General features: G+C 64.8%; 10 protein-coding genes. 6 read left to right on the top strand and 4 right to left on the bottom strand.

Annotated elements, in window-relative coordinates; genetic code table 11:
• The first annotated feature begins 21 nt into the window (after window positions 1-21).
• The 5 genes from FJ546_RS03900 (at window position 22) to pdeM (ending at window position 6050) form a co-directional block, all read left to right on the top strand.
• Window positions 22-1386 carry a leucyl aminopeptidase family protein gene (locus tag FJ546_RS03900; RefSeq protein ID WP_140888164.1) on the top strand — a complete coding sequence of 455 codons (1365 nt, stop codon included), beginning with the start codon at window positions 22-24 and terminating at the stop codon, window positions 1384-1386.
• Between the two features lie 77 nt (window positions 1387-1463).
• Window positions 1464-1814 carry a MarR family winged helix-turn-helix transcriptional regulator gene (locus tag FJ546_RS03895; RefSeq protein ID WP_140744160.1) on the top strand — a complete coding sequence of 117 codons (351 nt, stop codon included), beginning with the start codon at window positions 1464-1466 and terminating at the stop codon, window positions 1812-1814.
• Window positions 1815-1844: 30 nt separating this feature from the next.
• Window positions 1845-2705 carry an NlpC/P60 family protein gene (locus tag FJ546_RS03890; RefSeq protein WP_140888163.1) on the top strand — a complete coding sequence of 287 codons (861 nt, stop codon included), beginning with the start codon at window positions 1845-1847 and terminating at the stop codon, window positions 2703-2705.
• 97 nt (window positions 2706-2802) lie between these two features.
• Window positions 2803-5337: a ligase-associated DNA damage response DEXH box helicase gene (locus FJ546_RS03885; RefSeq protein ID WP_140888162.1), complete on the top strand. Its 2535-nt coding sequence runs from the start codon at window positions 2803-2805 to the stop codon at window positions 5335-5337.
• Window positions 5334-6050, top strand: coding sequence for a ligase-associated DNA damage response endonuclease PdeM (gene pdeM / locus FJ546_RS03880; protein WP_140888161.1), 717 nt, complete (start codon window positions 5334-5336; stop codon window positions 6048-6050). Before FJ546_RS03885 ends, pdeM begins: the two co-directional genes overlap by 4 nt.
• 6 nt (window positions 6051-6056) lie before the next feature.
• On the opposite strand, the gene FJ546_RS03875 is transcribed toward pdeM, so the two are convergent.
• Genes FJ546_RS03875 through FJ546_RS03865 form a run of 3 tightly spaced genes read right to left on the bottom strand, consistent with a single transcriptional unit; the run spans window position 6057 to window position 10659 of the window.
• Window positions 6057-6992, bottom strand: a complete 936-nt coding sequence (locus FJ546_RS03875; RefSeq protein WP_140888160.1) for a dimethyl sulfoxide reductase anchor subunit family protein — start codon at window positions 6990-6992, stop codon at window positions 6057-6059.
• 5 nt (window positions 6993-6997) lie between these two features.
• Complete coding sequence (locus tag FJ546_RS03870) at window positions 6998-7732, bottom strand: 4Fe-4S dicluster domain-containing protein (RefSeq protein WP_140888159.1); 735 nt, start codon at window positions 7730-7732, stop codon at window positions 6998-7000.
• Window positions 7729-10659, bottom strand: a complete 2931-nt coding sequence (locus FJ546_RS03865) for a molybdopterin-dependent oxidoreductase (protein ID WP_140888158.1) — start codon at window positions 10657-10659, stop codon at window positions 7729-7731. The genes FJ546_RS03870 and FJ546_RS03865 overlap by 4 nt, the downstream gene beginning before the upstream one ends.
• 278 nt (window positions 10660-10937) lie before the next feature.
• Here FJ546_RS03865 and FJ546_RS03860 point away from each other — a divergent pair, with 278 nt between their 5' ends.
• Window positions 10938-11840, top strand: a complete 903-nt coding sequence (locus FJ546_RS03860; RefSeq protein ID WP_140888157.1) for a LysR family transcriptional regulator — start codon at window positions 10938-10940, stop codon at window positions 11838-11840.
• On the opposite strand, the gene FJ546_RS03855 is transcribed toward FJ546_RS03860, so the two are convergent.
• On the bottom strand, window positions 11841-13097 hold the full coding sequence (locus FJ546_RS03855) for an Hsp70 family protein (RefSeq protein WP_140888156.1): 1257 nt from the start codon (window positions 13095-13097) through the stop codon (window positions 11841-11843).
• Window positions 13098-13229: the final 132 nt, after the last annotated feature.

Raw genomic sequence — 13229 nt, 5'->3', positions numbered from 1 at the left:
GTCGGCAGGAGAGAACATCGAATGCCTGTCGAACTCGTCGAAACGAAATTGCAAGGTGCGCTGCCGGTGCATCTGGTGGCGCGTGACGGCCTGGAGGCCGCGGGCCTTGCGCCATCTGCTGTCGCATGGGCCAGGGCCAACGGCTTTTCCGGCGAGGCAGGCAGGACGCTCGCCGTGCCCGGCGAAAACGGCGCACTTGCCGGCGCCCTGTTCGGCACCGGCGACGGGGAAGGCGCACTCGCGCTCGGTGCACTGTCGAAAACCCTGCCGGAAGGCGACTGGCATTTCGCCTCCATTCCTGCCGAGCCGGAGCTCGCGGCAATCGCGCTGGCGCTCGGCGGCTATGTCTTCACCCGTTACGGCAGGAAGCCGGGCAAGGTGCTGCGTTTCGACGTGCCGGCCGGTGTCGACGCGGCGCGCGTTCGCCGCATCGCCGATGGCGTTTTCCTGGCCCGCGATCTGGTCAACACGCCGACCAGCGACATGGGACCGGATGATCTGGAGAAGGCGGTGCGCACCCTGGCCGCGGCTCACAAAGCCGAAGTCTCCGTCATCAAGGGCGACGAGCTGCTGACCCAGAACTTCCCGATGATCCACGCCGTCGGCCGCGCTGCATCGGGTGCGCCGCGTCTGATCGACATGATCTGGGGCCCCATGGGCGCGCCGAAGGTGACGCTGGTCGGCAAGGGCGTCTGCTTCGACACAGGCGGTCTCGACATCAAGCCGTCATCCGGCATGCTCTTGATGAAGAAGGACATGGGCGGCGCCGCCAATGTGCTTGGCCTGGCCTCGATGATCATGGCCGCCGGGTTGAAGGTGCGACTGCGCGTGCTGATCCCCGCGGTCGAGAACTCGATCGCCGGCAATGCCTTCAGACCCGGCGACGTGCTGGCGAGCCGCAAGGGCATCACTGTCGAGATCGGCAACACCGACGCCGAAGGCAGGCTCGTGCTCGGCGACGCGCTGGCGCTGGCCGATGACGAGGAGCCGCAGCTGCTGGTCGACATGGCGACGCTGACCGGAGCCGCCCGTGTCGCGCTTGGCCCCGATCTGCCGCCTTTCTATACCGGCGACGAGGCGCTGGCCTCGGACCTCGCCGCGGCGTCGCTGGCGGTCGAGGATCCGCTGTGGCGCATGCCGCTGTGGCGGCCCTACGATGCGAAGCTTTCGTCGAAGATCGCCGACGTCAACAATGTCACCACGGACGGTTTCGCCGGTTCGATCACCGCGGCGCTGTTCCTCAAGCGCTTTGTCGAGAAGACGGCGATCTGGGCGCATTTCGACATCTTTGCCTGGAACCCCGCCGATCGCCCGCATGGGCCCGCCGGCGGCGAGGCACAAGGCATTCGCGCGCTGGAGCGGGTTATCTCGACACGCTTTGGCTGACGGAGTGACAGCAAGCAGAGCCGGCAAATCGCTAAAACTGAAACGGAACCGAAACAATTTGCCGTCATGCTGGCGCGATGTCGATTGCGATGCGCCCGAGCCAGGCCTTGCGACTGTGGCAGCAAGTCATGCTGTCGCAGGTGCGCGAAGATGCGCCCGACCTGACCATGCGCCAGACGGCGATCCTGTTCACCATCTATCTCGATCCGCCGCCGCACACGGTGCGCGGGCTGGCCGCCCGCCTCAACGTCACCAAGCCGGTGATCACCCGCGCGCTCGACACGATGGGCGCGCTGAAGCTGGTGTCGCGCCATCGCGACGAACTCGACAAGCGCAACGTGCTGATCAAGCGCACGGTGGAGGGCGCGCTCTTTGTCGAGCGCTTCGGCGATGGTATCATCGCCAGGGCGCATGAATTGCCCATCTGACTATCTTGCCCCTACAACAGGTTGCCGATTTTGACTGCTCACGATGCCCGTCTCCACGCCTTCCGTTCCGACCTTGCCGACGCAAGGCTGAAAGGCGAGGTTTCTGCCGAGCGTTTTGTCGCCGGCCGGCCGGCGCGGATTTCGGCCTCGGTGGCCGACATCCGCAAGGCGCCGGGTGCGGATGCCGGCGTCAACACGCAAGCCCTGTTCGGCGACGATGTGCTGGTTTTCGAGGATGCCGAAGGCTGGGCCTGGATCCAGGCCGAACGCGACGGCTATGTCGGCTACGTCGCCGCAACTGAGCTGGGCGGACGGAACCACGCGCCCACCCATATCGTCTCGGTGCCCCGCACGTTTCTCTATCCCGGTCCGGACCTGCGCTTTCCGATCGCGGGACAGCTGTCGATGGGGTCGACGGTGACGGTGAGGGGAGCCGCCGAGACGCGCGGCACACACTACGCCGTCCTGCCGTCGGGCGAAGCGATCATCGCGGGTCACCTCAGGCCAATCGCAGAAATTGCCGCCGACTATGTCGCGGTTGCCGAGACGTTTCTAGGAACGCCCTATCTGTGGGGCGGCGCGTCCGGCTTCGGCATCGACTGCTCCGGCTTGGTGCAACTGGCGATGCGCATGGCGGGCAAAAACGTGCTGCGCGATTCCGACATGCAGGCGGCAAGCATCGGTGAGCCTCTCGAACCGGGTCCGGATTATGCCGGATTGCGTCGGGGCGACCTCGTCTTCTGGAAAGGCCATGTCGCTGTCATGACCGATGCCGAGACCATGATCCACGCCAACGGCCACACCATGCTGGTCTCGCGCGAAGGCCTGAAGGACGCCATCGCCCGCATCGGCTACCTCTATGGCGGCCCGACCGGGTTTCGCAGGCCGTGACCTTCTTCCTTCTCTCGTAAACGGGCGAGGAACGCTGCGATCCCCTTTTGTTCCGATTTTCCTTGGCGAGCGCGCGTAGCCGCGCTACCTCTGGCGCGTGACAGTTGAGCCGCGCCTTGCCGAGCAGAATGCCGCCATTGCCCTGCCCGAACCATTCCTCCGATGGTTCGGCGAGAAAGGCTGGTCGCCGCGCGCCCATCAGATCGAATTGCTGGCGAAGGCTCAAAGCGGCCAATCGGTGCTGTTGATCGCCCCGACCGGGGCCGGCAAGACGCTGGCCGGTTTCCTGCCCTCGCTGACCGAACTGGCGGTGAGGCCAAGGAAGAAGCCGGGGCAGGCGCATCGCGGCATCCACACGCTCTACATCTCGCCGCTCAAGGCGCTCGCCGTCGACATCGAGCGCAATCTCGGCAAGCCGGTCGAGGAGATAGGTCTGCCGATCAGCATCGAGACACGCACCGGCGACACGCCTTCCCACAAACGCCAGCGCCAGAAGGTGGCGCCGCCCGATATCCTGCTCACCACGCCCGAGCAACTGGCGCTACTGATCGCGGCGGGTGATGCAAAGCGCTTCTTCGATGATTTGCGCTACGTCGTGCTCGACGAATTGCATTCGCTGGTGACGTCGAAACGCGGCCATCTCTTGGCGCTCGGTCTGGCGCGGCTGCGCAGCTTTGTGCCCACCCTGCAGACGATCGGCCTGTCGGCGACGGTGGCCGAACCGGACGAATTGCGACGCTGGCTGGTCAGCCAGAATCCACCAGGAGACATGTCCGAACTGATTGTGGTCACAGGGGGAGCTAAACCCGAAATCTCCATTCTCGATTCCGAAGAGCGTGTACCGTGGGCGGGGCATTCGGCGCGCTATGCCACGCCGGAGATCTACCGCGAGATCAAGCGCCACAAGACGACCCTGCTGTTCGTCAACACCCGCAGTCAGGCGGAGCTGCTTTTCCAGGAATTGTGGCGGGTCAACGAGGACACCTTGCCGATCGCGCTGCATCACGGATCGCTCGACGTCGCCCAGCGGCGGCGCGTCGAGAAGGCGATGGGCGACAACGCGCTGCGTGCTATCGTGGCCACCTCGACGCTCGATCTCGGCATCGACTGGGGCGATGTCGATCTGGTCGTGCATGTCGGCGCACCGAAGGGCGCCAGCCGGCTGGCGCAGCGCATCGGCCGCGCCAACCACCGCATGGATGAGCCATCCAAGGCGATCCTGATCCCGGCTAATCGCTTCGAGGTCCTGGAATGCCGGGCAGCGCTCGACGCCAATTATCTTGGCGCGCAGGACACGCCGCCGCTGGTCGATGGCGGCCTCGATGTGCTGGCGCAACATGTGCTCGGCTGCGCCTGCGGCGCACCGTTCCGTGCCGACGATCTCTACGAGGAAGCACGAACGGCGGCACCCTACACCAGCCTCGATAGGATTACCTTCGACCGCGTCATCGATTTCGTCGCCACCGGCGGCTATGCGCTGAAGAATTACGAGCGCTACGCGCGTATCCGCCTGAACAAGGACGGGTTGTGGCGCGTCTCCAACCCGCGCGTGGCTCAGCAATACCGGCTGAATGTCGGCACCATCATCGAAGTGCCGGCGCTCAACGTGCGTTACGTCAAAGCAGGCAGCAAAGGCTCGGCTACACGCGGCGGCGCCGTTCTCGGCAAGATCGAGGAGGCCTTCCTCGAAACGCTGACGCATGGCGACACCTTCATGTTCGCCGGCAAAGTGCTTCGCTTCGAAGGCATTCGCGAGAATGAATGCTTCGTGTCGAACGCACCCGGCAGCGACGCCAAGGTGCCCTATTACGGCGGCGGCAAGTTCCCGCTTTCGACCTACCTTGCCGAGCAGGTCCGCATGATGCTGGACGATCCGCAGCGCTGGAAGAAGCTGCCGGAGCAGGTGGCCGACTGGCTGCGGTTCCAGGCCGACAAATCGGTTCTGCCCAAACGCGATGACCTGCTGATCGAGACCTTTCCACGCGGCAACCGCTATTATCTGGTCGCTTATCCGTTTGAAGGCAGGCTGGCCCACCAGACGCTCGGCATGCTGCTCACCCGGCGTCTCGACAGGGCCGGCGCCAGGCCGCTCGGCTTTGTCGCCACCGATTACGCCCTTGCCATATGGTCGCTGGGCGACATGGGCGCGATGTTCAAGGCCGGGAAACCGTCTCTCGGCGCCTTGTTCGACGAGGACATGCTGGGCGACGACCTCGAAGCCTGGCTGGCCGACAGCTGGCTTCTCAAGCGCACCTTCCGCAATTGCGCGCTGATTTCGGGGCTGATCGAGAAACGCCATCCGGGCCAGGAGAAGAGCGGCCGTCAGGTCACCGTGTCGACCGACCTGATCTACGATGTGCTGCGCAGCCATGAGCCGGACCATATTCTGCTGCAGGCGACACGCGCCGATGCGGCGGCCGGTCTGCTCGATGTCAGCAGACTTGCCGACATGCTCTCGCGCGTCCAGGGTCGAATCATGCATAAGGCGCTCGAGCAGATTTCGCCACTGGCCGTGCCGATCATGCTCGAGATCGGCAAGATGCCGGTGAACGGCGAAGCCGATGAAACACTGCTGATGGATGCGGCGACTTTGGTCGAGGAGGCCATGGGGCCGGAAATGAGTGAGGGATGAATTTTTCGCTGGCGCGCACGTCGCTGATCGCCGAGGCCGACATGATAGGCATCGCCGGCGAACGTGCGGTCTGCGATCCGCGCGGCGTGCTCTATTTTCCCGAACTCAGGCTGTTGGCGGTCTCCGACCTGCATCTGGAAAAGGGCTCGTCACTGGCAAGGCGCGGCACGCTGATCCCGCCCTATGACACCGGCGCGACCTTGCTCAGGCTGCAGGCCGTCATATCCGACTACCAGCCGTCGATCGTCATCAGCCTGGGTGACTCCTTTCACGACGGCGGCGGCGCCAAACGCATGCATCAAAGTTTTCGCGAACGGCTGGAAGCGCCGATGGCAGGCCGCGACTGGTTCTGGGTCGCCGGCAATCACGACCCCGAAGCGCCGGCGGATCTGCCCGGCGAGACGGTGCGGGAACTGGCCGTAGGCTCGCTGCTGTTCCGGCACGAGCCATCGAAGGTGCGGGTCGAGGGCGAAATATCCGGCCACCTCCACCCCTGCGCCCGTATTGTGCAGCGCGGCCGTTCGGTGCGGCGGCGCTGCTTTGCCGGCGATGGCGGCCGCATGATCATGCCGGCCTTCGGCGCCTATACCGGTTCGCTCAACGTGCTCGACCGCGCCTATGCCGGGCTGTTTCGCTTGGAATCGCTGACGGCCTACATGCTTGGCAGCGACCGCATCTTCGCCATCTCCCGCTCGATGCTGCGGCCGGGCTGAGCAGCCCTATCTGCCGTAATACAGGGTGACCGTGTGCTTTGCCTCGGCGAAGAACAGCCAGCGCTCGACCAGCATCCCGGCGAACTGGACGATCGCGGCGAGCACCGACGGGATCGCCGCAAAGGGCCACGGCAAGGCGAAGGTGGCCGCGAGCAGCAGAACGGGCAGGGCGAAGGCCGATGCCTGTGCGAGTATGCGCAGCTTCGCACTGTGCTTGCGCGCGATGCGAAAGCCCATTTCCTTGAGCAGGTAGTTTTCCTCGGTATGCGGCCATTCCAGCGACCGCACCGTGCCGCCGGCAAGTCCGGTGGCGGTGTTGGCGGTGGACGGAATCTCGAGACGGTCATCGTGCCGCCAGGTCGCGCGCTTCCAGCCCCAGCCAGCAAGAGTGGCCAGCAGCGACAACGCCAGCACGGCCACCGAGCCGACGCCGAAGCCCTGCAGCAGCGCGTTCAACAGAACGCTGCCGGTCATGGCCGCGAAGATCAGATAGGCCGGCAAAGTATAGCGGCTGTGCCATTGGGCGATCGGTTTCAGCGACGCGTAGATCATCCCGGTGGTGCAGACGGTGATGATTGCACCGATGGCGGCCAGCAATCCGGCAATGGCCACCCAGCCGCCAGTGCGGCCCAACAACACCCAGCCGATGCCGAACAGTCCCGCCGGGATGAAGGTGATGACCGAGGCCACGCCTTCGCGCGACAGCCAGGAACTGCGCCATTGCGAGAACGCCCGCCAGGCGCGCTCCGGCCTGCCGAGATGGCCGGTCGAGGACAACAATCCCGCCGCGATCAGGCCGAGCGCCAGTCCCGTGCCGACGAGGCCAAGCCAGAAATCGGGCGGGATGTAGCCGAGCGGGGTGAGCACGCCGAGCAATGCCAGCAGGCCGTAGCCGGCGCCCGTGGCGGTGGTGAAGAAGACGACGGAGAAGGCTGGATGCATGGATGTCAGTTCGAAAGCATGCGATCGACCCAGCCGAGGAAGCCGCCTTCGGCCCGCACCGGCTCCAGCGCCTTCGCCGGCACCGATGCGCCGCGCTGCGTATGGGCGCGTGGCGGCAGATATTTGTTGGTCGGGTGATAGCCGAGTTCCGGCATCAGGTCGACGCCGCCGCGCTCGGCCACCAGTTGTGAGACGGCGGACTGAGGATCGCCGAGATCACCGAAATGCCGCGCGCTGGTCGGGCAGGCGGCGACGCAGGCCGGCACGCGGTCTTCTTCGGCCAGGTTGTCGTTATAAATGCGGTCGACGCAGAGCGTGCATTTCTTCATCACGCCGACATCGGTGTCGAATTCGCGCGCGCCATAGGGGCAGGCCCAACTGCATAGTTTGCAGCCGATGCACTTGTCCTCGTCGATCAGCACGATGCCGTCCGAGGCCCGTTTGTAGGAGGCGCCCGTCGGGCAGACGGTGACGCAGGCCGGCGTCTCGCAATGCAGGCAGGAACGCGGGAAGTTGACCGTGCGCCCACCCATCTCGGTGATGTGCTCGTAACTGTGCACGCGGTTGAACCAGACCCCGTCGACATTGCCGCCATAGGGATCGATGTCGGTCAGCGGCGCCATGTGGCCGCCGGTGTTCCACTCCTTGCAGGCGGTGACGCAGGCCTGGCAGCCGACACAGGTGTCGAGGTCGATGACGAGGCCAAGCTTCTTGCCGCCTGGACTTGGAAGGCAGGTCATTCGGCCGCCTCTCTTGCCTGCCGAAACCCGGCGCCGAAAGTGAGCTTGTCGGGCGATGGTTCGAAATGCGGCGGCTGTTGAAAACGCTCGAATTGCGGTTCGGTGAAGCCGGCCTCCTCCGCCGCGCATTTGACGATGCGCACGCGCAGATCGAACCACGCCGCCTGTCCCGTGACCGGATCGGAATTCGAATAGCGTTTGCCGCTGACGTCAGCAGAAGTCTGGTCACCGATAATGTGGTTGAGCAGGAAGCCGCGATTGCTCTCGGCGGCATCATCTTTCAGCCCCCAGCTGCCGCGCCTTTTGCCGATCGCATTCCAGGTCCAGACCGTGCTTTCGTTCACCCCGTCGACCAGCTTGATCTGCCCCTTCACTCTGCCGTTGATGCTCTCGATCCACACCCAGTCGTCATCGACTAGGCCGAGGCCGGCGCCGGTCCGGTGATGCACGAATAGCCGGTTCTGGCTGGTGATCTGCCGCAGCCACGCATTCTGCGAACCCCAGGAATGATACATGTGCATCGGCCGCTGCGTCAGCGCGTGCAGGGGATACTTTTTGAGGTCGACCACCGCTTCCTCGAACGGCATGTACCAGAACGGCAGCGGATCCATATAGGTCTCGATGCGCTGCCGCTCGGCCTCCGGCGGCAGGACGCGGCCATGGCCGCGTGCGGCGAGCCGAAACCGCTGCAGCGGCTCGCAATAGAGCTGGAAGATGATCGGCTCCGCCTTCGGAATGAAACCCATCTGCACCGCGAAATCGAGATAGGAGCGGTTGGCCATCTTGTAGTAGCGCTGGTCGTCGGCGAAGTCGTAATGCCAGAAGCCGCCATTGTCGATGTAGCGCTGCAACTGGTCCGGATTGGCCTCGCCCTTGCCGATCGACGTCCCGTCCTTGCCGCGCCAGCCGGCCAGCGGTCCGATGCCCGGCGTGCGCTCGTGGTTGACGATATAGTCGGCATAATCGGCATATCTGGCCGCTCCGTCCTCGTCGACGAAACCGGGCAGGCCGAGCCGGGCGCCCAGCTCGATCAGCACCGACTGGAACGGCCTGACGTCGCGATCAGGCTCGACGACAGGATGGCGGATGGCGTCGCCCGGCCCGTCGGCATGGCTGATCGGCCGGTCGAGCAGGCTGATGCAGTCGTGCCGTTCGAGATAGGTGGTGTCCGGCAGCACGAGGTCGGCGAACGGAACTGTCTCGGAATAATAGGCGTCGGAATAGATGATGAAGGGGATCTTGTAGTTGCCCGCCTCGTCGTGGTCGGTCAGCATACGAATCGTCTCGACGGTGTTCATCGAGGAATTCCAGGCCATGTTCGACATGTACATCATCAGCGTGTCGATCGGGTAGGGATCGCCGGCCCAGGCATTGCGGATGACGGTGTGCATAAGCCCATGCGCGGCGAGCGGCGCGTCCCAGGAATAGGCTTTGTCGATGCGGGTCGGCGTGCCGTCTTCGTCGACCTGCAGGTCGTCCGGGCCGCAGACGAAACCAAGCGGCATGCCGTCCAGCGGCGTCATCGGCTTGACCGTCTTGCCGGCGGGTTTCGGCCCCGGCGGCGCCGAACGGGGATAGGGCGGCTTGAAGCGAAAGCCGCCGGGAACATCCACCGTGCCCAGAAGCACTTGCAGCAGGTGGATGGCGCGGCAAGAGTGAAAACCGTTCGAATGGGCTGATATGCCGCGCATTGCATGCATCGAAACCGGCCGGCCCTTGATCGTCTCGTGCCGGCGCCCGGCCCAGTCGGTCCATGCGATAGCCAGTTCGATCGTCTGTTCGAAGGCGACATGGGCAAGCTCGGCGGCGATCCGGCGGATTGTATCGGCCGGAATGCCGCAACGCTGCGCCACCGCATCCGGCGCATAGCTGTCGTCGAGATAGCGGTCGGCGATCAGCTGGAACACCGGCGTGCAGCGGCGGCCGCCGACTTCGAAGCTGCCGGTCAGCGCCGGCTTCGCTTCCGGGTCGGTTGCCTTGATGGCGGTTTTCTCCACCCTGTCCCAGGCCAGCGGATTGCCGTCGGCGTCGCGGACGAACAGCCCATCGTCGGACGCGCCCGGCTCCTGCACGACGAGGACATGGGCGTTGGTGTAGCGGAGCAAATATTCGAGATCGACACGGCCGGCCTTCAGCAATTCGTGGATGAGCGCAAACACGAACAGGCCGTCCGTGCCGGGCCGGATGCCGATCCAGTCGTCGGCAATCGCGTTGTAGCCGGTGCGGCAGGGGTTGATCGACACCACCTTGGCGCCGCGCGCCTTGAGCTTGCCCAGCCCGATCTTGATCGGGTTGGAATCATGGTCCTCGGCGACACCGAACAGCATGAAATATCGTGTGTTGTCCCAGTCGGGCTCGCCGAACTCCCAGAACGAGCCGCCGATCGAATAGAGCCCGCCGGCCGCCATGTTGACCGAACAGAAGCCGCCATGGGCGGCGAAATTCGGCGTGCCGAACTGGCTCGCCCACCAACCGGTCAAGGATTGCGACTGGTCGCGGCCAGTGAAGAAGGCGAGTTTTTTCGGATCGGTGCGACGGATGGCCGAGAGCCGCTCCGTCACGATCGAAAAGGCCTCCTCCCACTCGATCTCGCGGAACGCGCCGGAGCCGCGCGGGCCGGTGCGCAACAGCGGCTTCTTCAGCCGGGCGGGGCTGTAATGCTGCATGATGCCGGAACTGCCCTTGCCGCAGATCACGCCGCGATTGACCGGATGGTCCTTGTTGCCGTTGATGTAGCGGACCTTGCCGTCCTTGATGTGCACGTCGATGCCGCACCGGCAGGCGCACATATAGCAGGTCGTCTTGGCGATGCTGTCGGAAATGCCAGGCGAGGTGTCGACGCCGTCGCCTTCATCGGGCGCGCGCGTGTCGGCAAGCGGGCGTTGCGATGGTGCTGAATTCGCGCCGCGCGGCGTTGGATGCCTCATGATCCGGATGTGCCTGCGCGGCCGGCGGATTTGGCTCGTGTCTTCGGCCCGGGGCCGCGCATGTAGTGCTCTTCCGGGTGATAGCGATCGCCGGCCAGCCGTCTGCGGATGCCGCAGGTCCAATGCGCGAGAAGGGACTTGAACCGCCCGATCATTTTAGTCTCTGCCATTCCCTGGCGAATTTTTTCTAACTTCGCGTGAAAATGTAGAATGAAGCTATCGATCCGTCTAATCAGTTGTTCTTGTAAATTCGATCGGTATTGGTTCTTAATACGCCCATGACCCTGGATCAGTTGCGCATCTTCGTCGCCGTCGCCGAACGCGGCCACATGACCAAGGCGGCGGAGCTTCTGGGTATCTCCCAGTCGGCGGCATCGGCCGCCATCCGCGCGCTTGAAGAGCAGCACGGCGTCCATCTGTTCAACCGCGTCGGCCGCAACATCGAGCTTGCCCAGACCGGCCACCGGTTCCTGCCGGAGGCAAAGGCCGTGCTGGAGCGGGCCGCCGCCGCGCGCAATGTGCTGGAACATGTCTCGCAGACGGTCGCCGGCAGCCTCTCCATCGCCGCCAGCCTGACCATCGCCAGCTACTGGCTGCCGCGCCGGCTGGCGTCCTTTCACGAGGCTTATCCCGCGGTGCGGCTGAGCGTCAGCATCGGCAACACGAGGCAGGTCGAGGCCAGCGTGCTGGATGGAACCGCCGATCTCGGCCTGGTCGAGGGGCGCACCGAATCCGACATATTGCGCCGCGCCAAGGTCGACACCGACCGGTTGATGCTGGTGGTTGCCGCGTCACATCCCGAAATCGTCGAAACCGCGCCGGGCCGTCCCGACATCAGGGGCCTGCGCTGGATCATCCGCGAGGGCGGGTCGGGCACGCGCGAGGTGCTGGAGGATCTGGCGCGGCGCGAGGGGATTTCGCTGGCCGAGCTGCAGGTGTTCCTGGTGCTGCCAAGCAACGAGGCGGTTCGCCAGGCGGTCGAGGCGGGTGCGGGCGCCACCATCATTTCGGAGCTCGTCGTCGGACGCGCCGTCGCCGAAGGCAGCCTGCGGTCCGTGCCGCTCGAACTGCCACAGCGCGACTTCGCCATGATCACCCACCGCGACCGCCAGGCAAGCCTGGCCCAGATGGCGCTCAAGGCGCATCTCGGCGCCGAGACGACCCGAAGCGGTTCAGCCTGATCAGCCGAACTTGCGTTGCGCATCCAGTGCCAGGCCAAGGCCGACCGAGCCGAACATGTCGCCGTCGATGACCGAAGCCTGCGGCACCAGCGCCAGGATTTCCCGTCTTGCCAGCGGGATCGCGGTCGAGCCGCCGGTAAGGAACACCGCGGTGATGTCGGACGGCTTGACCCCGGCGTCGCTCATGGTCTCAGCCACCGTTGCGGTGACCCGCTCGATGTCCCTGGCGATCGTGGCGTCCAGTCCGTCACGCGAGATTTCGGCGGCGAACTCCACGTCGGATAGCCTTACCGCCACTTCGGCCGATGACAGGTCGGTCAATTCTATCTTGGCCTTTTCCACCAATGCCGCCAAAGCGTGCCCATAGCGGTGCTCGACAATGTGGATGAACCGGTCGACAAGGTCGGCGCGCGCGGCCTCGTAGCGGATCTGGCGCAGATGCGTCATCGCCTTGGCGGTGTAGACCAGGTTGATGCGCTGCCAAGTCGCCAGATCGATGAAGTAGCTGGCCGGCAGATTGCGCTTGCCGTCCTTGGTCGGGGTCAAATAGCCGAGTTGCGGCATCACATGGGCAATGCTGAGCAACCGGTCGAAATCCGTACCGCCGATATGGACGCCCCGGCTGGCCAGGATATCGTCCTTGCGGTCCGGCAGTCGGGCACGCTCAGGTGAGACGCGCACGACTGAAAAGTCAGAGGTGCCGCCGCCCATGTCGATGATCAGCGCCAGCTCCTCGCGCGTCACCCTCTGCTCGTAGTCGAGCGCAGCCGCGATCGGCTCGAACTGGAAGGCGATGTGCCTGAAGCCCTGGGCATGCGCGGCCTTTTCCAGGTCGCTCTGCGCGTTCGCGTCGGCTTGTGGGTCGTCATCGACAAACTGCACCGGACGGCCGAGCACCACGGTCTCGACCAAATCGCCGCCATCTTCTTCAAGCTTCTTCCTGAGATGCCCGAGGAACAGGCCGATGATCTCCATGAAGCCGATCGAGCGCGCCTTGATGCGCGTCTTCTCATGCGCCAGCGAGCTGCCCAGAACGCTCTTCAGCGAGCGCATCAGCCGGCCTTCCACACTGTCGGTGTAGTTGGCGATGGCCTGGCGGCCAAAACAGATGCGGCCGTCCTCGAAATTGAAGAACACCGCGCTGGGCAGCGTGACCTGGCCGCCTTCGAGCGCGACGAGGTGGGGCTGCCCGTTGCGGACCACGCCGACCGTGGAGTTCGAAGTGCCGAAGTCGATACCGGCGAATGCTGGTCGCAAGGCAGCCTCCTGTCATTGGCGGCAGACAGCGGATCGGCGCTCGCGGGAGAAGCGTGCGCTGTGGTTCCGGGCGACTGGACCGCTCTGCCGAATTGAATTGTGCGTGCTTGCCCGTTGGGCGGGGAGGTGCGG

The sequence above is a fragment of the Mesorhizobium sp. B2-4-19 genome (genome assembly GCF_006441315.1).
In the GTDB taxonomy this organism is placed as follows: domain Bacteria; phylum Pseudomonadota; class Alphaproteobacteria; order Rhizobiales; family Rhizobiaceae; genus Mesorhizobium.
The sequence above is the reverse complement of the archived record's forward strand: the minus strand, read 5'-3'. Positions and strand labels throughout refer to the sequence as shown.